Source organism: Prochlorococcus sp. MIT2302 (assembly GCF_059772385.1).
Map to the genome: position 1 here is coordinate 93439 of NZ_CM186285.1, position 19874 is coordinate 113312.

General features: G+C 33.8%; 20 protein-coding genes and 1 tRNA gene. 9 read left to right on the forward strand and 12 right to left on the reverse strand.

All coding sequences use genetic code 11. The annotated features are described in order from the left end of the window. Positions 1–137 precede the first annotated feature (137 nt). On the forward strand, positions 138–608 hold the full coding sequence (locus tag AC6EI2_RS00450) for a pentapeptide repeat-containing protein (RefSeq protein WP_498462481.1): 471 nt from the start codon (positions 138–140) through the stop codon (positions 606–608). Between the two features lie 210 nt (positions 609–818). Here the strand turns inward: AC6EI2_RS00450 and AC6EI2_RS00455 are convergent, their stop codons facing one another. After that, the gene (locus AC6EI2_RS00455) at positions 819–1529 is read right to left on the reverse strand and encodes a pectate lyase (protein WP_498462482.1); all 711 of its coding nucleotides are present in this window, start codon (positions 1527–1529) and stop codon (positions 819–821) included. Positions 1530–1783: 254 nt separating this feature from the next. On the opposite strand from AC6EI2_RS00455, the gene AC6EI2_RS00460 reads away from it, so the two are divergent. Further along, on the forward strand, positions 1784–2989 hold the full coding sequence (locus tag AC6EI2_RS00460; protein ID WP_498462483.1) for a lipid-A-disaccharide synthase-related protein: 1206 nt from the start codon (positions 1784–1786) through the stop codon (positions 2987–2989). Between the two features lie 50 nt (positions 2990–3039). Here AC6EI2_RS00460 and AC6EI2_RS00465 read toward each other — a convergent pair whose 3' ends face one another. From AC6EI2_RS00465 to AC6EI2_RS00475, 3 genes are all read right to left on the reverse strand, one after another. Beyond that, the gene (locus tag AC6EI2_RS00465) at positions 3040–4884 is read right to left on the reverse strand and encodes an ArnT family glycosyltransferase (protein WP_498462484.1); all 1845 of its coding nucleotides are present in this window, start codon (positions 4882–4884) and stop codon (positions 3040–3042) included. Positions 4885–5215: 331 nt separating this feature from the next. Next, positions 5216–5386 (reverse strand): hypothetical protein, encoded by a 171-nt coding sequence (locus AC6EI2_RS00470; RefSeq protein WP_498462485.1) that lies wholly within the window; start codon positions 5384–5386, stop codon positions 5216–5218. 370 nt (positions 5387–5756) lie between these two features. Beyond that, a tRNA-Ser gene (locus AC6EI2_RS00475) sits at positions 5757–5843 on the reverse strand. A 199-nt stretch (positions 5844–6042) separates the two neighbouring features. Between AC6EI2_RS00475 and AC6EI2_RS00480 the strand changes: the two genes are divergently transcribed. Then, positions 6043–6237, forward strand: a complete 195-nt coding sequence (locus AC6EI2_RS00480) for a hypothetical protein (protein ID WP_011293625.1) — start codon at positions 6043–6045, stop codon at positions 6235–6237. A 48-nt stretch (positions 6238–6285) separates the two neighbouring features. Here the strand turns inward: AC6EI2_RS00480 and AC6EI2_RS00485 are convergent, their stop codons facing one another. Continuing rightward, entirely contained in the window at positions 6286–6549 is a 264-nt protein-coding gene (locus AC6EI2_RS00485) for an RNA recognition motif-containing protein (protein WP_498462486.1), read from the reverse strand. A 161-nt stretch (positions 6550–6710) separates the two neighbouring features. After that, entirely contained in the window at positions 6711–9047 is a 2337-nt protein-coding gene (gene nrdJ / locus AC6EI2_RS00490; RefSeq protein ID WP_498462487.1) for a ribonucleoside-triphosphate reductase, adenosylcobalamin-dependent, read from the reverse strand. 113 nt (positions 9048–9160) lie between these two features. On the opposite strand from nrdJ, the gene AC6EI2_RS00495 reads away from it, so the two are divergent. The 3 genes from AC6EI2_RS00495 to AC6EI2_RS00505 are packed head-to-tail and all read left to right on the forward strand — an operon-like array spanning position 9161 to position 12291. After that, a complete protein-coding gene (locus AC6EI2_RS00495; protein ID WP_498462488.1) occupies positions 9161–9844 on the forward strand; it encodes a class I SAM-dependent methyltransferase in 684 nt (227 codons plus the stop codon). Between the two features lie 35 nt (positions 9845–9879). Continuing rightward, complete coding sequence (locus tag AC6EI2_RS00500) at positions 9880–11547, forward strand: peptide chain release factor 3 (RefSeq protein WP_498462489.1); 1668 nt, start codon at positions 9880–9882, stop codon at positions 11545–11547. Between the two features lie 54 nt (positions 11548–11601). Then, positions 11602–12291, forward strand: a complete 690-nt coding sequence (locus tag AC6EI2_RS00505) for a CPP1-like family protein (RefSeq protein ID WP_498462490.1) — start codon at positions 11602–11604, stop codon at positions 12289–12291. Positions 12292–12295: 4 nt separating this feature from the next. On the opposite strand, the gene hslO is transcribed toward AC6EI2_RS00505, so the two are convergent. Both hslO and AC6EI2_RS00515 read right to left on the reverse strand, forming a co-directional pair. Beyond that, positions 12296–13195: an Hsp33 family molecular chaperone HslO gene (hslO, locus tag AC6EI2_RS00510; protein WP_498462491.1), complete on the reverse strand. Its 900-nt coding sequence runs from the start codon at positions 13193–13195 to the stop codon at positions 12296–12298. A 16-nt stretch (positions 13196–13211) separates the two neighbouring features. Further along, entirely contained in the window at positions 13212–13838 is a 627-nt protein-coding gene (locus AC6EI2_RS00515) for an ABC transporter ATP-binding protein (RefSeq protein ID WP_498462492.1), read from the reverse strand. A 115-nt stretch (positions 13839–13953) separates the two neighbouring features. Between AC6EI2_RS00515 and AC6EI2_RS00520 the strand changes: the two genes are divergently transcribed. The 3 genes from AC6EI2_RS00520 to AC6EI2_RS00530 all read left to right on the forward strand — a co-directional run bounded on the left by AC6EI2_RS00520 (position 13954) and on the right by AC6EI2_RS00530 (position 15981). Next, entirely contained in the window at positions 13954–14403 is a 450-nt protein-coding gene (locus AC6EI2_RS00520; RefSeq protein ID WP_498462493.1) for a DUF3531 family protein, read from the forward strand. A 6-nt stretch (positions 14404–14409) separates the two neighbouring features. Next, positions 14410–15174, forward strand: coding sequence for a 16S rRNA (uracil(1498)-N(3))-methyltransferase (locus AC6EI2_RS00525; protein WP_498462494.1), 765 nt, complete (start codon positions 14410–14412; stop codon positions 15172–15174). Between the two features lie 63 nt (positions 15175–15237). Then, a complete protein-coding gene (locus AC6EI2_RS00530) occupies positions 15238–15981 on the forward strand; it encodes a TIGR00297 family protein (protein WP_498462495.1) in 744 nt (247 codons plus the stop codon). Positions 15982–15985: 4 nt separating this feature from the next. Here the strand turns inward: AC6EI2_RS00530 and AC6EI2_RS00535 are convergent, their stop codons facing one another. The 4 genes from AC6EI2_RS00535 to AC6EI2_RS00550 are packed head-to-tail and all read right to left on the reverse strand — an operon-like array spanning position 15986 to position 19863. Next, positions 15986–16633 carry a GDSL-type esterase/lipase family protein gene (locus AC6EI2_RS00535; protein ID WP_498462496.1) on the reverse strand — a complete coding sequence of 216 codons (648 nt, stop codon included), beginning with the start codon at positions 16631–16633 and terminating at the stop codon, positions 15986–15988. 24 nt (positions 16634–16657) lie between these two features. Continuing rightward, complete coding sequence (locus tag AC6EI2_RS00540) at positions 16658–18214, reverse strand: PhnE/PtxC family ABC transporter permease (protein WP_498462497.1); 1557 nt, start codon at positions 18212–18214, stop codon at positions 16658–16660. A 6-nt stretch (positions 18215–18220) separates the two neighbouring features. Beyond that, the gene (locus AC6EI2_RS00545) at positions 18221–18955 is read right to left on the reverse strand and encodes an ATP-binding cassette domain-containing protein (protein WP_498462498.1); all 735 of its coding nucleotides are present in this window, start codon (positions 18953–18955) and stop codon (positions 18221–18223) included. Further along, positions 18952–19863: a putative selenate ABC transporter substrate-binding protein gene (locus tag AC6EI2_RS00550; protein ID WP_498462499.1), complete on the reverse strand. Its 912-nt coding sequence runs from the start codon at positions 19861–19863 to the stop codon at positions 18952–18954. The genes AC6EI2_RS00545 and AC6EI2_RS00550 overlap by 4 nt, the downstream gene beginning before the upstream one ends. Positions 19864–19874 lie beyond the last annotated feature (11 nt).

Genomic DNA, 19874 nt, shown 5'->3' on the forward strand with positions numbered 1-19874 from the left:
CAAAGTAAATATTTCTTGCTAAGGTTTAAGAGAGAGTGTAGAATTATTTTTTTATCTAATAAATATTAAATTCAATATTGATATCTTTTATATCCATTTGGAATTAAAATATAATCAACAGTAGTTTTAAGAAATTTATGTTTAAACTTCTTCTTGTTTTTGTAAGCTCATTCTTGGTTTTCTATTGTTCTCTTCCAGTTTTTGCAGCTTTGGACTATGGAAAGCAAACCTTGATAGGCGCTGATTTTTCCAACATTGATCTAAAAGGGGCCACTTTTTATTTAAGTGATCTCCAAGATGCTGACTTTTCAGGCAGTGATCTTCAAGGAGCTAGCTTTTTTGATGCAAAGCTTGAAAACGCTAACTTAAGTAATACAAATATGAGAGATGTGACAATGGATGCGGCCATCCTTAATGGCGCAAACCTTTCCAATAGTGTGTTAGAAGGTGCTTTTGCTTATAATGCTAAATTCGAAAACGTTATTATTGATGGCGCCGATTTTACTGATGTTTTAATTGCTAATGATGTTAAGAAAAACTTGTGTGTTATCGCAGATGGGACAAATAGCGTTACTAATAAAAAAACAAGTGAATCATTGGATTGTTAGTGAAAATCACGCTTTATAGCACGTGTCATAATGCTCTTAAAGACACGATATAGTTGTTTTAATAATTTACTAATTCTTTTTATATATTTATATATATATATTTTATTCCTATATTATTTAAAAGAGTTGTAAATTAAATCATAATATTAAATTTGTATTTTCATTTTAATTATCTACTCATTATAAAGATAGATTCTTAGTCTCTTTCTGTCATTTTTGAAATGCTTTATTCCAGCAATGAGAAGCTAGACCAAGAGACATTAGTACCTCAAAAATTTCCTGATCATTGCGAATTTGACTTATTGTCGATGCCTGAGAGATGTCAAAATAGAAATAAAATAAAGCTACAAATAGGAAATAAAGACTATATCTTTTTGAAGGGAAAGCATCAATTGAGGGCCATGCTCTCCAACCAATCCATCCAAGAAAGAGACAAGAAATCTCGAAAGATGGATCTAATAGATAATGATGAAAAAAGTGAATATTATGAATGCTGGTCTCACCTTGACTATTTATTGCTCTAATAGAATCTATTCCTATCCCGGTTATACGCTCTCCCCAGCTTATTTCTTCTCCAGCGACAAAAAAACAAACCAAAGCTAAAATCATCCAAGCTATCCATCTTTTATTAATTCCTATTCTTCTGCGTTTAAAAAGGATGAGACTTGAACATAAAAAACCTACAAAATATCCTATAAACTGGATCCACTCTAAAGGTCCATCTTCGCTTCTAAACCAATCAAACCAGCTCATACCTACGACGTCTCTGCCATAAGGAAATATATATATAAAACCGTAAATAAATAATAGATAAACGATAGGGAAAATATCTACATTAGGCTCAATATTTCCCCAACTTGTGTAAATGATTTTCGGCTTGCTGTTTGTAAATGGATTTAGGTACTTAAGAATTGAGATCATATTAGGCTTTTAATATTTTAACCTTATTATAAATTCTTACTACCTTTCATAGAGTATTTAACTTATTAGTAATTTATAAAGCTACATTAAATATGTTATTATACTAATATAGCTTAATTTTTTTTGTCTAATATTAAATTTAGAAGAATAATACTTTATTTCAAAATTCTAGTACCAAATAGTTTCTTTACTTCAGTTTAGTTGTTTTGAGTCTAATATTGATTTACTAGTTTATCAGACATTTTAGTTTTTAATTGTCAAAAATCCTTTTCCTTAGTAATGGGCACGGAGAAGACCTTTCAGGGTCTCTTATGGGAGAGGCATTTAAGAAGCTTGGACATGAAGTAAAGGCCTTACCCCTTGTTGGCAATGGTGAATCTTACTTGAAGGCAGGGATAAAAGTCCTTGGAAAGACTAAAACATTTAGTACAGGTGGAATGGGATATACAAGTCTGAAAGGTCGAATTCTTGAATTAATCCAAGGGCAGATCATTTATTTAATAAAGCGAATTTACCTTTTATTTTTGATTTCATCTAAATATGATTTGTTGGTTGTCGTAGGGGATGTGCTCCCCGTTACGGTAGCATGGTTGACAAGATTGCCGGTGATAACTTATCTGGTCGCTTATTCAAGTTATTATGAAGGAAAGTTAAAGTTACCTTGGCCTTGTTTAGATTGTTTGTCTAGCGATAAATTTTTAAAAGTTTATACGAGAGATAAACTTACTGCAGATGATTTGAAAAAAAAAATATTTGGCAAAGTTGAATTTATTGGCAACCCTTTTATGGACCCATTTTTGACTAGACATCAAAGTTTACCAAAACATAATAAGCGTTTGGGAATATTGCCTGGCAGCAGAATGCCTGAAGTAGGTGAGAATTTATGTCTAATCCTTAAAGTTATTGAAAATGTCACGAATTTAAAGGGTGAAAATACTGATATAAGTTTTGATGTTGCATTGGTCCACGCATTGGATGACTATTCTTTAAAAAATATAATAACTTTGGATGGATGGAGATTGTGTTTTCCAACTAACAAAGACCATCCATTGAAAATAATAAAAAATCATTCAATCGTTAATGTTTATAGGGATTCATTTGTCAAAGTTGTTCAAAGCAGTAATGTTTTAATTAGTATGGCTGGAACTGCTAGTGAACAAGCAGCGCTTCTTGGCAAGTTAATTGTTCAGATAGAAGGAAAAGGCCCGCAGTTTAATGCATCCTTTGCTGAAGCACAGAGAAGGTTACTAGGTCCTAGTGTGTTTTGTGCTGATGGGTCAGTTCAAGAGGACAAATATATGCTTTCAACCTGCAAATTGATTCTTAATTTGTTAGAGAGAAATCGTCAAGTTGAATTTTTAAATGAAAATGAAAACCAACAAATTTATGGAAGTAGGACTGTTGAAGGAATATCAGAAATCATGGCTAAATCAATAACAAATTCTTTTTTAAAATATTAAAATCTAATAAATCTTTTTAATACTTTAATTGTTGATTTAGCTAATCATGGCTAATATCTTTCAGGATCGTATTCTGTCCATGAGGATTTTAGATTATTTTCTCTTTTAAACTTATCAGCTATATATTGCAGCCTTGATATGTCAACACGCCATACATTATAAATTCCAAATCTACCCAATTTTTCTGGATCAAGCAATTCCCAATGACTTAATTTTGAAGTCGCATTGTCTATTAGAATTAATAGGCTTTCTGAGGCTTTAGGATCCCCCATTTGATATCTTTCCCATCCGATTCTTTTTTCAAGATATAACCTTTCTGATAAATTTATTACATTAACATTTGTATTGGATTCATATAAAATTACCTCATTTGTATAAAAGTGAATAGATGGTTTTTTGATTCCAACCATTGCAATTGCCTCATTAGTCTTTCTTGAACTAGTTATAAACTTAGATGCTTCTCTTAATGGTAACTGCCTATTAAAATCGATTAATTTAAATAAAGGATTAATAGCTAGTAATTGAAAGAATATAATTGGAATTTGAAGGCTTAATAAATTAATTTTTAATGATTTTTTCGAGATAATCCCTAGGATCCCGGAAACCAATAAAGATATTCCCCCTCTTGTTAATATTCCACTGTTAATAAGTTGGGTTGATAAATTATTCATTTCATTATCATTTATCTTATTTAGAAAACTCAAATTAGGTATCAATACTGGCAATAAAAATACAATAGAGATCAAAAACAATAATAAAATAGATAGCCACCAACAAGTATTAAATAATTTACTTTTATTGTTGCCTTGATTAATCTCGAAATTTTCAGCCTGTCCTATAATTATTGCAGCTGCTGGTATTGCAGGTAGCCAATAACTTGGAAGTTTCGTGCCGGATAAAGTAAAGAATATAAAGACAGATAAAAGCCAAGATATGGAGAAAATCAATAAGGAATTAGATGGTTGAAGAGTCTGCTTGAGGAAATTTCTTTTTATCTCTTTTGTGCCTTGGATAATCCCCAGAATTAAAAGAGGAGTAAAAGGTAAGGAGGCTATGATTAACATTAAAACAAAAAAGAAAATTCCTTCTTGATGTGAATTTACAATGCTTGTGTATCTTTGAAAATTGTGATATCCAAAAAAACTTTTGAGAAATTTATTCCCTTCTAAAATATATTCAATAATGAACCATGGCATACTTATAATAATCGCAACTAAAAGTCCATAGCCAGGCTTTATATGACTTCTTAATCGACTAAAATCATTTTGAAAGAGTCCAAAGAGAAATAGTGAAAACATCATTAGTACTATTGCTACTGGACCTTTGGCAAGTATCGATAAACCTAAAATTATCCATCCATAAACCCATGAATTTTGTCTAGGTTTTACATAACAACGCCATTGCAAAAGCATGCTCAAACCAAATGTCCCGCAGAGTAAAGCATCTGATACTGCCGTACGACTCCATATCATTACAAATGGAGAAAGAGCAAATGCAAGAGCAGTTAATACAGCAGTTCTTCTTTGATTAATATTTTTCTTTTGAGGCCATCTCAACAATGTCTCTCCTAAGATTGTCATCAATAAGAGTGAAGAAACAGCCGAGGGAAATCGAGCTGCAAAAGATCCTAAAGGATCCCAGGAAGATTGATTAGGTATTGAATAAATCAATCCCATTAACCAATAAATTAGAGGTGGTTTATCAAATCTCGGTATTCCATTGGAAATGGGTGTTAGCCAATTTCCGGATACACTCATTGAACGTCCTGCCGCAGCAAATTTTGCGGGTGTTTCGTCTATCAATCCAGTAGCTCCAAGCCCCCAAAAGAAAAGGATTATTCCAACAAATGCTATAAAAACTAGACTTGCGAAGTCACGTTTACTAAAAGAAAACACTACTTACTGGTCCTCTTTTATGTTATTAAATAATTTTAGATTCATATTCTTAGAGTGAAAAACTTGATTACATCTTCTATAAATTTTATCAAATAGTTTCTATAGATCATTTAGCTAGTAAGAAAATTTGGAATCATTGCTTTAGAAAAGGCCTCACCATTAGCGCATGTTGGGATGTTGTTAATGTATGGATTAGTAATGATTGAGAATTATGCTTAACGGCTGACAAAACTTATAAATAAATACAAAAATGTTTTTTTTGAAGCTTATGAAATGATGAGTAAGTAAAAAATAATTAAAAACTCAATAATGTAGATACATATTGTCGAATTTAAAGTTGATCTCTTTCAAATGTCTTTGTTATTTCTTTTAAAAATTCTACTATTTGAATGTTTGTATAGCCCAGCTCAGTTCTTAGTCCTTTGCATGATGACGTGATCTCTTTCCAAATGTCAGCTCTTACAATAGCTTCTCTGTCTTTTAGGTAGCGCTCTTCTCTCATTTTGATTTAATTGAGTAATGTATGGCTTTCTGAATTTTTTTAGAAAAAACAAATAAATTACTCTTTGAGATTTATTTATTTGCTTCAGTGATATTAGATCAGTTTCTTAAAAATCAAAAAAACCAAATTCAAAAACACATTAACGAAAAAATAAAAAAAACATGGAAATTTCATGATTCTTGTCTAAATCAGATATTTGATTTTCTTATATTAGTAGACTTAAAAACAAATAAAATTTAATAAGATTTGGCTTTTAACCATTTCTTCGAGGCTTGGAGATTGCTTTTTAAATAAAAAATTTTTGGTATCTTTTGCAATGTATTAATAGGCAATTATATATTTACGGATTCCCCACTCTCCAAAGTAAGAACGGAGAGTGGGGGATTCGAACCCCCGATGGAGTTGCCCCCATGCTAGTTTTCAAGACTAGAGCCATAAACCACTCGACCAACTCTCCACTTAGAATATTACCTTATTAACTTCTGAAAATTTAAATAAATTACTCAAATAACATCTTCCTCCCTTTAAGCAGTTTGTTCATTTTTAAAGTAATCCTTTTTTTCTAAAAAAAATTTCAGAACCTATAGATTCTCTACATGCATAAATATCAATGATCTTATTTGTGCCATAATTTCAGACATTGGTAAATAACATTCATGGCAAGCAACAAGAGCCCGCAATCTCGTTTTCTTGGAGACCTTCCTATGGAAGGTGGAATTAGTCAAAAAGAGAAATATCGCTATGTGGCTCACTTGATGTTCTTTATTGGATGCGCTCTGTTTTCGTTTGGTATTTGGGCATTGTCAGGATTTACTGCTTCTAGCGGTGCATCAGGACCATTCCCTTTCTAGAAGAAAGAGATACAGTACTTTTTTTTTAGTTTTAGATTAAATTAAAGGTTATTTAACTGACAACCTACTTATTGTATTTTCTCGATCTTCAATAAGCGTCAGTAGCCATTTTGAACCTAGTGCTCTAGAGATACTTCTGCTTTTCAGTAGTTGGCATATCCTTTTATAAAGTTTTTCAGATTCGATATTTGAATTAAACCATTTTTCGAATTTAAGAATTTCCTCAGGGTTTTGACAAGCTCTCAGTTGGTCGATAAGTACATCATTAGACCTTTTGTTACTTGTATTTAATGGTTTATTGATCGTAGTCATTTAAATTTTAAGAGAGACAAGACCTATCTAATAGTTAGCCACAATTTTTCATTTGGACAATTGTCTTTAAAACTTCTATGATAAAAATTATTTTATTTAATCAAGTGATTAATTTGGTTTAGATAAAGGCATCGGCCGCATGAACGATTGAGGAACTGGTCTTAAGAAGGTTTAGCAAGTGGAAGTAAGCACTTATCAGAATCGCACCCAGCTGGACCTGCCTCGGTAAGCTCACCTTGATCATATCTACTAAGAGCATCAAAGAAATCACAATCTTCTCTTCTTTCTATTACCTCTGCTTGCAGCTTTGTGTAGCATTCTTCATCAATAGGCTCAAAAGGAAGTCTAGGGAAGGTTGCATTCGCATCAAATCTTGCCAACAAAGCTGCTGAAATATAACCTTTGTTTTCATTTATAGAGCTATGAAGAGCTTTAGCTAAATCCCCTATCTCATTTTCTCTGAATTCAATTGTGGCGGAAGTGTTGTGGTCAGTGTAGTTGGTTTGAACTTGCATATAAAAATCAAATTGTGCAAGAGCTGAGAAGTTATTTATGTCTATTTGATCTGCGCCAGGTATATTTGCCCAACTTACCTCAGTTGGAATTTCAACTAGCCACTCAGTACATTTTGGATCAAATGGGTTGTCTAGTAGCTTTCCATTCTTATCTTTATCTGACTGAGAAGGAACAATCGTGTATCCATAATCCATACAAGCTAGTGCGACTGGATCGTTCTTCCGAAAAGTGATTCTTCTTATAAAACGCTGCGCTTTTGGAGGATGCCATCCTGGGGAAGCCCCAGTTAGAAGGCTCTTTGTACCAGCTGGTTGAACTGTTGTGCAACGACTTGGACGACGTATATTATGTCTATCACAATAATCAAATACTGTATCGTTGACGATTTTTCTCCATCGACTCAAAAAAGTAGCTTCTTTAATTTTAAAATCTTTACCTTCTTTTGTCTCAGGTCGTCCGGCTTCCCACCATTTCAACCAGGGTGTCCCAAATGCATGAACAAAAAAGTCAAAAAGTCCTGTGAAGCTTACCCCAACAATTGGATCCCATTCACGACTTTTTCTGTATCGCTCTACTTCAAATCGATGGTTAAGAAGACATGCAACTGACAAAGCTGCTGCTTTGAAGGCATCTTCTTGTTGATTTATATCTAATGGATCAATTTGATTAAGATGGATCTCCGCAAGATTACAGTGGAAATCTGACCCTAAAATTTCACCGCATGGATTAAGACCATATCTACTGAGTCTGTGAAAGAGTTCTTTTTCATCAAATGGACCGTAATTTGATTGAATCCATTTAGAGGCCTCTTCTTTGCCTTGATCGCAATAGATATTTATAAATTCATTCCTTAGTTCAACTGTTGAAAGGATGTCTGCATTAGAGCGAGCAATTGCTTCTGGTGCAAATTGAATGGCACCTTCTCCTGAATGAAATTGCTTAGTAACGGCTTCGATAAGAACACTTAATTCGGGTTTGGTGTGGTAAACACGAGTATGATTAGCCATCCTTAAGGCATCCTTTTCTGGGTCTATGCTCCAATTCCCATCTGAGTCTTGCTTCCATAAATTTTCTTTAGCGCCAGCAGCTTCTAAATCGTTCGATGAAAATTGACGCATACCTGCACTTCTTCTGATATTGCCAGCAACTATTGTGACCGCTGCTTCGTCGATTAGTAGACAACATTCAATTGAAGTTAATTTCCTGCCTACGGCTTTATTTAAAAGATTTGCTACACGAGGGTATAAATCTTTCAGTTTTACAGGGTTTGCCATGCCTCCAAAACCTTTCAGTGATTCACCCGCTGGCCTTATATCTTTTAAATCAATAGATATGTTAATAATTTTAGAATTGAAACTAATGTCACTGCTCAGTTCTAGGATCTTTTGATAGCTATCCACCCATCCACGTCTACTGTCACCAACTTTGATAAGTACATCATTGTCTTGAATGGAGAATGTAGTGTTTTCATTTCTCTCTTCAGAAGGGGTTAACCCAATATCTGAAACATTTTTAATATTAATTGTATTTTTAACCTCTGGCAGTTGATCAATCAAGTGAGGCTCAATTATTGCACCCGTCCCACAACCCATCATCGCTAAATCCATCATAAGTCCGAAGGCTTGCCAATCAACAAGATTTGTGGAGGTGCAATTGTAGGCTCCAGAAAAATTCTTCTCTTTCTCAATCCATTCTGTTCCGCCTATCCAAAGCCATCGGCCAGAGGGAAGAGCTTTTTTCTCCTGTTGCATTCTTTGCATTAAATTTATTTCTGCTTCGTTTAATCCTCCAAGTTTCTTTAGACCATCGAGATTTCGTGTATTTACTTGTTCCCAGCTTTCGCGACCTGCTGGAAGTTTCCTGCTATAAGTTCTGTAAAAGACAGGATTGGCTGCAGGTGCAGTTATTGGAAAATCAGTTGTGACATTTTTTTTACCCGATTCTGAATTATTGGTTTCGGGCTGGCTTGTTGCGATTGTCAAAATCTTTGTATCCCTTGGGTAAGTACTACGGTAACGCCATGTATAGCGTTAGCAAGTATTTTTAACACCATCTACAGGGCTCCAAGGGGAAAAACAAATTTATTCTTTTAGTAATGAAGAGAACACCGGAACCAGAACTCATGCAAATCCCTTCGCAGGTAAGGGCTTATGCGGATGCGGACTTCTCTAGGAGTGATTCTATGGTTGTTAAATCGCTTGAAGAATATTTAAAAAAAGCAGGAAAAACTCTTAACAAAAATGATTTGATTTTAGATATTGCATGTGGGCCAGGAAATATTGCAGAGAGAGTTGCCAAAAATTGGCCTTTTGTAAATGTTGTTGGGATTGATGGCTCAAAGGAAATGTTGAATGAAGCAGAAAAGAGACTTTGCGGCAATCTTATGAAGAATCTTTCTTATAAATTGATTGACATCAATTCGATAGCCTCAGGTGATATAAATCTTCCTTACAAAGCTGATGCCTTGGTCAGTAATAGTGCTCTGCATCATTTTCACGATCCTTATTGTTTTTGGTATGCATTAAAAAAACTTGGGAAAACAAAGTCTATTCATATTCATCGTGATTTAATAAGGCCTGCTTCTCTGGAAAAAGCATTTGAGCTAAAAGAAAAACATCTTTCAAATTCTCCAGAAATTCTAAAAAAGGATTTTTATGCATCTCTCAAGGCATCATTTACAGTTGAAGAAGTATCTCAACAGCTGGTTGATGCAGGGTTGTCTCATTTAGAGGTTTTTCAAATTGATGAGCTTTATTTTGAGATTATTGGGTGTATTTAATCTTTTCCCTGAACAATTGAACAACCAAAACAATAATGAAATCAACTCCTCAAGACAAAACTAATTTAGATCAAATTTTAGAAGAAGAAGGAACTATACCTTTAAGTACGGAGGTTGCTAAAAGAAGAAATTTTGCGATTATTTCCCACCCTGATGCAGGGAAAACCACTTTGACAGAAAAACTTTTACTTTATGGCGGAGCTATTCAACAAGCAGGAGCAGTAAAAGCTAGAGGAGAGCAGAGAAAAGTCACTTCTGATTGGATGGAGCTTGAAAAACAAAGAGGCATATCAATTACATCAACTGTTTTACAATTTGCATATAAGGATAAGACTATTAATTTATTAGATACCCCTGGTCACCAAGATTTTTCGGAAGATACGTATAGGACACTTGCTGCTGCTGATAATGCTGTGATGCTTGAGGATGCAGCGAAAGGACTTGAACCTCAAACAAGAAAGCTTTTTGAGGTTTGCAGAATGCGACAAATTCCAATTTTTACCTTTATCAATAAGATGGATAGGCCAGGTCAAGAACCGCTGGAATTATTAGATGAGATTGAGTCTGAATTAGGATTATCAACCTTTGCAGTCAATTGGCCAATAGGAAGTGGTGAGCTTTTTAGAGGTGTTGTGGAGCGTGCAACAAACGAGGTTGTTTTATTCTCTCGAGCGGAAAGAGGAAAGCAATCTAGTGAAATAAGGTTGAAAGTTAATGATCCTGAACTTAAAAATTTAGTTGAAGAAGAACTATTGACAAAAGCACTTGAAGAGATTGAGATACTTGATGAGGCTGGTTGTGACCTAGACAAAGAATTAATATTATCTGGTGACTTAACTCCTGTATTTTTTGGATCTGCAATGACCAACTTCGGAGTTAGGCCTTTTTTAGATAATTTTCTTGAGCTATCTCAGGGACCCGTTGCTCGAAATAGCTTTGATGGACCAATCTCTCCTACAAGAGAATCATTTAGTGGATTTGTATTTAAATTACAAGCCAATATGGATCCAAAACATAGAGATAGAGTTGCCTTCGTGCGCGTATGTAGTGGGAGGTTTAAAAAAGATATGACAGTTCAACACGCTAGGACGGGTAAACAAATCAGACTTTCAAGGCCCCAAAAGATTTTTGGACAAGATAGAGCCGTTGTTGATGATGCTTACCCTGGTGATGTTATTGGTTTGAATAATCCAGGGATGTTTTCTATTGGAGATACATTATTTATTGGATCTAGAGTTGAATTTGAGGGAATTCCTTGTTTTAGCCCCGAGATATTTAGCTGGCTACGAAATCCAAATCCTTCAGCTTTTAAGAACTTTAGAAAAGGTGTTAATGAATTGAGAGAGGAGGGAGCAGTCCAAATTCTTTACGATAAAGATCAAAGCAAAAGAGATCCAATTTTGGCTGCAGTTGGTCAGCTTCAGCTTGAGGTAGTACAACATCGACTTGCTAGTGAATATGGAGTGGAAACTAGGCTTGAGCCAATGGGTTTCCAAGTTGCTAGATGGGTAAAAGGAGGATGGCCTGTTTTAGAGGAGGTTGGTAGAATTTTTAATTGCAAAACTGTTCAGGATGCTTGGCTTAGACCAGTACTGCTTTTTAAAAATGAATGGAATTTAAATCAGTTAAAGGAAGATCATCCTGAAATGGAATTAAATTCAGTTGCTCCGGTTGTCAGTGGTGTTGATCCTGTTTCCCTTTAAAATGGATTAATATCTAATTAGTAAAGAGAATTCATAAATCTTTTTTCAAAATCTATGGATCCTGGCACTAATTCACAATCAAATTCAAATTCACAAGATCCATATTTGATACTTGGAATAAATGAGGGTGCAAGTTTTGATGCTATTCAAGAAGCAAGGGACAAAAAATTAATAGAGGCAGGACAAGACCAAATGACTAAGGCAAAAATAGAAGCTGCTTATGATTCATTGCTAATGGTAAGTCTTAAGTCAAGACAACTTGGTAATGCAAGTAACGAGGCAATAACTGCATCAAAGAAAGAAAATGAAGCAAAGAAAGTTGGTGACATAGGACCTGGTTCTCTTCTCACTAGATTGAAAAATTTCAATCTTCCTAAATATGAGGCGTCAACATCTAATTTTTTACCAAGCTTAGAGTTGCCCTCTGGACAAGAATTAAATATAAGAATTTCTTTTGGAATATTGGCTTTTTTACTTGTTTTAATTGTGCCTTCTGAAGGCGTTGAATTAATACTTTCATTCTCAACAATAGGCTTATTCATTAGTCAGTCTCGCAGAGGTAGGCCTTTCTTTTCCTCTATCCTCTGGTGCATTCTTCTTCTTAGTATTGGACTTCTATCTGGTGCATTACTTTTGGGTGGTGCGGAATCATTTATTGACAACTCTGGATCATTGTCTTCAGATAAATTTGAGGCGATACCCGCAGTATTTTTACTTTGGTTAGGAGTGATTTTCCTTGATTAACCCTCTAATCGATTAAAGATAACAATTCATCTTCGTTAATAAGATAAATTTTTTTGCAGAATTGACATGTAAGTTCTGCTTTCCCATCCTGTTTTATCATTTCTTGAAGCTCTTTTTTCCCCAATATCTTCAATGCTGATAGGCTTCTTTCTCTTGAGCATCTACATTTAAAATGAACTTCTTGAGATGTGCTAATAATATCTGAATGTGATTGATCAAGATCAGGAAAAATTTCTTCAATTAGGGAAATAAGGTTTGTCCCTTTTTTGTTTAATAATTCACTAAAAGAATTGATTTCTTTACATCTATCTTCGAGTAGGGCTATTAATGAATAGTCTCGTTCTGCTTTTGGTAGTATTTGCGCTAAAAGTCCTCCGCTACAAACTATTCCATCCTGATTAATTCTTTCTCCAACGAAAACAGCTGATGGAGTTTGTTCAGAATGAAGTAAATAGGAAGCTATGTCTTCACCTATACCTCCATTAATTAATTCAACTGTGCTGTTGTGCGGTTCACCTTTACCATCATCTCTAATAACGTGAAGATAGCCAATTCCTGTGGCTTTTTTAAAATCAAATGTATGTTGATTGCTTTTATTTTTAATTAGGTCTAATTCCAGACTTGGGTTACCAACGTAACCTCTAACACTTCCATCTCTACCCGCATCAATAGTTAATCCTTTTAGTGGTCCATTTGAGCTTACTCTCAAAGTCACCCTTCCATGATTCACCTTCATTGAGCTTGCAAGTAAGAGGCTTGCACTCATGGCCCTTCCTACAATTGCAGAAGTTAAATATGAAAGAGAATGTCTTTCTTTTGCTTCTCTTGTTGATTCAGTTGTTGATACGGCGACTAGCCTGATCCCTCCTTTCGCAGCGGTAGCTCTAACTAGTGAATCTGTCATTGATTAATTGAATTGTTTACTCGGGGATAAGTTGACCATTGTGCAACTCATAATTTTCGGTAATCAAATTTTTAAAAAGTTCTGGTTCATGTGTAACTATTAGAATAGTTTGCTTGTTTTTAAGCTTTGCGAGTAATTCTATAATTCCGTTTTTTACTGACCAATCTAAACCTGCTGTTGGCTCGTCCAATAAAAGTACTTTTGGACTCCTTAATAATTGAACAGCAATAGCTAGTCGGCGTTGTTGTCCTCCACTAAGAGATTCTGGCGGCTTCTTTAAATCTAAATTGATTAAACCCACTTTTGTGAGAGCTGAAATTTGTTCTTCTGTCGTTAACCTCTTATGTCCAAGTCGTAATTCTTGAGCTACCGATAATCCAAGAAAATATCTTTCTGGAAATTGAAAAACTAATCCACATAATGACCTTCGCTGACGTGCATTTAGAGTTTTGTTGAACCATGTTATTTCTCCTTTTCGATATCCAGATAGACCGCTAATGATTTCTACTAGTGTAGTTTTTCCACTTCCACTGGGTCCTCTAACTATTGTTATTTTTCCAGTATTTGATTTTAAACACAAATCTCTAAGGATTGGTTTCTCTGCTGTTGAGGGATGGTAATAAATATTTTTTAAACAAAGCATTCTTTTTTATTGAGGTTTTGATCAATTAAATAAAGATTTTTTGATTTTCTTTAATCAATTTACATTAGATTATGTTTGATATCTTTTAGTTTTTCTTTTTTAAGATTTATTGTTTATGGAAGTTCGATTTCGTGAAGTTGATCCTTTCAATTGTTGGATATGGCTTAGATATTCAGAGGTCCCAAGTAAGGGAGAAAAAGAATACGTTGATGGTATTTTTGATTCTTGGTATGTGCTAGGCAGACTTGGGGGATTTAATTCTGAAAATTTGCAAACGCATGAAATTGGTTCTGATGTCAGTTGGATGAGCTATGAAAATGAAGATACATCTTCTAGTCTTCCAGCATTAATGCATAATCTTGGAGAATTTGAATTTAACGAGTGTTGGGCTAGATGTTGGGTCGATTTAGGTACTTCTGACTTAATCGCAATAGATGTTTTGATAAATGTACTTAAACAAATGGATGTTGATGTTGTAAAAATAGAGGAACTAATTATCGGAGGAGTAAATGAAGATTGGCCAGTAGAAGAACATCCTGATGCAATTTTTTCCTCAACAGATTAGATTTCTATGGCTGAGAAAAGAAGATTATTTATAAATCCAAATCGATTAAGTGATGAAATCGATTCAAATGGAGAGTTGATATTGACCTCCAATGAATCACATTATTTATCTAGGGTTATGAGGATGAGATCGGAAGATCTTTTAGAAGTTATTGATGGAAAAGGTCATCTTTGGAACGCAAAAATTGTTGAAAAAAAAACTATAAAACTTACTAATGGTTTTGATAAACCTATTCAAGTCGTTTCAAGAGAGATTCCATTAATAGGCATTGCTGTAGTTATTCCTAAAAAAGGGTTTGAAAACTTTTTGCAAATGAGTTGTGAGATAGGTGTTGACATTATTCAACCATTATTTTCAAAACGATCAGTAGTTAAAGAATGCAACAACGAAAAATTTATTAGATTTCAAAAAATTATTCATGAAGCCGTTGAGCAATCTGAAAGACTCTGGAGTCCAGAACTAATGCAGGCATTGACATTTCCCCATTGGATAAATGACATGCCCTCCGAAGCACAAATCGGATTTGCCACAACACGTATTCAAAACTTACAAGAATGTGTGAATTGGTTAAAAGAAACACCAAATAAAGCCAATCAAGTTTGGGTGGTAGTTGGCCCAGAGGGAGGCTGGAATAAAGATGAAGAGGCATTAGCTTTTGAATCTGGCTTATCTAAAGTTTCTATGGGAGAAACTATTTTGAGGACATCAACAGCTGCAGTAAGTGCCTGTCAGTTAATGACTTCATGGAGAAGAGTTAAATCATCCCTTTAAGATTGAAAATTTCTGAACATAAAACCGTCTATTGTTTAGAAATAGGCATGCTGATTAGAAACTATGGCCAACTTCTCTGTTATTAGCGGTATTTGGTTTAATGCTTTTTTGGTAAATTTCTTGTTGATATTTTTAGGGCATAGGCTTCCATTTTTAACTAAGAAAGGTTGGATTCATGCTGGAATACTTGGAACACTTTTACTAGGATCTGTTGGTTGGAATGGTTGGATATCAGTTTGTGTCTATCTCTTGTTGGGAACTTTAGTTACAAAAATTGGTTACAAAAATAAAGCTTCCCGAGGGATTGCTGAAGCAAGAGGTGGTCAACGTGGGCCTGAAAATGTATGGGGGTCTGCAGCCACAGGTTGCTCGCTCGCCTTATTAAGTTGTCTTTGGCCAAATTTTTTAAATTTATTCATGGTAGGTTTTGCTTCCAGTTTTAGTGCAAAACTTTCAGATACGTTTTCAAGTGAAATTGGCAAAAGATTTGGTAAAAGAACTTTTCTCATTACGACCTTAAAACCTGTATCACCAGGGACAGAAGGGGCAATAAGCATCGAAGGTTCGATGGCAGGGTTACTGGGAAGTCTTATCATGACCCTGTTTATGCTTAATCTATCCATCATTTCTGGATTATCTGTTGCTTTTATAGTTTTCTTATCTGGCTATTTGGCAACTTTTCTGGAGAGTTATATTGGAGCAGTGGTACAAAATCAGATTGATTGGATGACTAATGAATTAGTGAACTCAATACAAACATCTATAGCCGCTATTATTTCTATCTTTTTATACTTGAATTTTGTTTAAATATTCACCTTAAATCAGCCCAACTCTTTAATTCTGGCCATTCACTAATTTGTTCGTAAATCCATTTATGACCTTTAGTATTCAGATGTATTCCATCTGATGAGAGTAGTTCTTTATAAAATAATAACTTGATCATTTTTTCATGAATAGATAAAAATGGAACATTTAATTCTAAGCAAGTTTCTTCAATTTTATTTTCATACTTAGAACAAGCTTTGTTTGAATACCAAAGACATTCTGCAAAAGGCATTGAGTCTTCATTAACAGGTGTTAATCCAGTAACCATTATATGTACTTCATTCTTAATTTCGTTTACTAATTGTTTTAAACCAAATTTAAAAGCATCTTCGGAAAGTTGTGGCCTGCCATCTTTTCTTCCAATTCTAGCTGTATCATTTAATCCAATTGATAACAAAATACCTTCAGGAAGTTTTCTCCTTAACTCTCCCCTTGTTGCCCACTCATTCTTATATCTAATAGCAACTTTCTCTAATCCATCTCCTCTTACTCCAAGAGAATAAATTATTGGAGCACCATCTAAATTTAACCAGTTTTGTCTTAATCTCTCAGACCATCCCCCTCCCTCTAGATCTCCCCATCCGTAGACCCCACTATCTCCAATTATGATTAATTTTTTCTGATATTTATTCATAAGTCGATATGTTGAATAAAATAACTAATTAATGAAATTGTTGGTTGAATTCTTTAACCAATAATTTTGAGAAGTGTTAAATAAAAACTCTCCTGACATTGTTAATAAAGAAAAAGTAGCAGTTATTATAATGACCTGAGCCCAATCGAATGAGCTTAGTGATTCCTGTAATTGCCAACCTAATCCTACTCCTCCAACTGCACCTATAATTGCTGTTTCTTTTAGAATTACGTCACTTCTATATGCTCCATAAGCTAAGTAACTATTACTTTGGGGGGCTAATATTCCATAAAGTGTTGCAGATTTCTTTTTTGAACCATTGCTTTTAATTGCTCGATAAATACTTTTTTCTTGATTTAGTATGTTATCTGTAAGTAATCTTCCCATGACACCCATATGTGTAATTCCTAGTGATAATGCGGCTACAGATATATTAGGATTAGTAAAAAGAAGAATAAGTATAGTGGTCAATGGAGGAGGTATCAATCTAAAGATGATCCAAATAAGATTTTGAAATTTTAGAGAGAATTTACCTGGGAATAATACTAGTAAAAGTGGAGGTGTTCCTATTGCAATACCAGACGCAAAAAAAGTTATTAAAATTGTTGTAATGATTAGTTTAAATAGAGGTAAGGTGTTAAATCCATTCTTTATTTCTACGAATGAAGGTAAATTCAAATAAGAAAACCTTAATGGAGTAAATATCTCAAAATTTAGATTATAAAGCAAACTAATGCCTAAAGATAGAGATAGTAAAAATATTGAGAGTGAAATTAAGAAATAATCCTTAAAACTAATATTTTTAGATTTAGATATATAACTTCTTAAAAATCTTGTACATTTTTCTAATGAAATTATTATTAACCAAAGCATCCACAAACAAGTCCACATTTCATTGAACTCAAGGGACTTCAAGGTTAAATATATTTCTGTTCCTATACCTCCTAATCCAAATATCCCAAGTAATGTTACACCTCTAATTGCACATTCAAATCTGTAACTTCCATATATAAATACGATAGGTATTAACTTTGGTAGTAGAATAGTTATAAATGAGCTCATAAAATTAGATCCGGTTTGCTTAATTGCTACTAGAGTTTCCATGTCAAAACTATCTAGTTGCTCTGAAATTACTCTTGCGGTTAAGGCTGAATAGGGAATGACTATAGATATAATTGCCACCCAAATATTCAAACCTAAAATTTGTATAAATAGCAAGCCCCAAACTACTTCATGTATTGATCTTGGAATTGCTAATGAGTATTTTATAAATTTACCTAAAAGAGAAAATTTAGGAATATTTTTCCAAAATAAATCTGTAGATAGTACACCTAAAAGAATTCCAAAAAGCATGCTGATAACCCAGCTAGTTAAAGCAGTAGCAATTGTTATTTGAAGTCCTTCCAATGCGCTTTTAACTACTTCTTGATTTAACGATGGTTTTATTGCTGATCTTAAGAAGAGAAATATGATATTTAGTCCCCCAAAATGAAACCCTTTTATGATTTCTATTAGAATGGGAATGTAAGCGATTGATGGGATTAATGTTAATAAGGTTGATACTGGTTTTATTAATTTCATCGTGAATTAAAATAGCCAATTAAATTCTGATTGATTAATATTATGAATTTCTCTATCTATTACAATCTCTCCATCTTTTAACGCAATAACTCTATTGAAATTATTTATTAAATTTATTTGATGAAGACTTATAAGTATGGTCTCAGGGATTTTAATTCTAAGATAATTTTTTTGATTAATAAATAAATTTAATATATTTTTTGATAATAGAGGGTCTAAATTTGAGAAAGGTTCGTCTCCAAGAAGAATCTCTGGTTCTTGTCTTAAAAGACGTGCAATTGCTATTCTTTTTTTTTGCCCACCAGAAAGTTTATTTATATAGGAATAAATAGTTTCTTTAGGCAGAGAGACTGCTTCTAGGCACTCTTGGCATAAACCTTTATCTAAGACTCCTAGGAGATTTTTAAAAGCCCATATGAGATTGTGTTTACCTAGTGCACCACAGTTTATATTCTGTGCGACATTTAGCTCATCTATCAAAGATAAATCCTGCCATATAGTTCCTATTTTTGACGACTCAATATCTGAGATACTGTTAATGTGAGAACCTTTCCATATTACATCACCTTCGTTTGGTATTAGTGATCCATTCGCAATTGAGATTAATGTACTTTTGCCAGAGCCACTCTTGCCAATAAGCGCAATCTTCTCACCTTGATTTATTGTTAAATTAATATCTTTTAATCTAATAATTTCTTTACTGCTATGGCTTATATTCTTTAATTCTAGTAACTTAGTCACTTAATCTTTCCAATTTCTCTACCTACCTTTTCTATTTTATTATAATTCTCGTTTTTTGATATTATAAATTTTTTTGCGCTAAATAATTCAAGAATTTGTTTTTGTTTTTTTGACTTTTCATTGAAACCTAAAAATACATTTGTTAGCTGTTTCGTAAAACCTCTGTTGAACTTTTTATCTAGGTTTCTTTGTGCGAGCCAATGATAATTATGATAAGCAGGAGTCTTCCAAATTACAAAGACTTTTGAGGGATCCACGCGTCCTCCCTCAAGATTTCTCTTCCACACTTCTTCGCTAAGAGCACCTGCCTCATATGAACCACTTTGCACGAGCATTAATGTTGCATCGTGGCTACCACTGAAGCCAGGGCTTTCACCTTTAAAATCTTTAAGTTCAACTCCTGCTTTGGTTAAAAAATATTGTGGCATCAATCTTCCTGATGTTGAACTTTCAGAGCCAAAAGTAAAACGCTTGCCTTTCAGTGTTTTTAAGTCATTTATGTTATTTATTTTTTTGATTGACCTTTTACTGTTTGCAATAAAAACACTATGGAATTTTTTATCAATATCTCTTTGTGCTATTACCTTGGATCCTTTGCTTTGAAGTCTTGCTTGTACACCTGTTAAAGCACCAAACCATACCAAATCCAAATTCCCGGTTCTAAAAGCTGTTACAGCTGCAGCATAGTTAATAACTGGTATATAACGGACTTGAACATTGAGCTGCTCGCTTAATTCAGAGGATAATACTTTAAATAAACGATTCAGGTGCTCTGGGTTTTGATCTGGTATCGCCCCAATGCGAAGTATTTCCTCTGCTTTTAATGAACCAATATTAGATAGATTCAGTATTGATAAAAGTGAAATAGCTATTCTATTGAACTTTATTGTTCTTGGTTCTTGATTCATTTTTTTTAGTT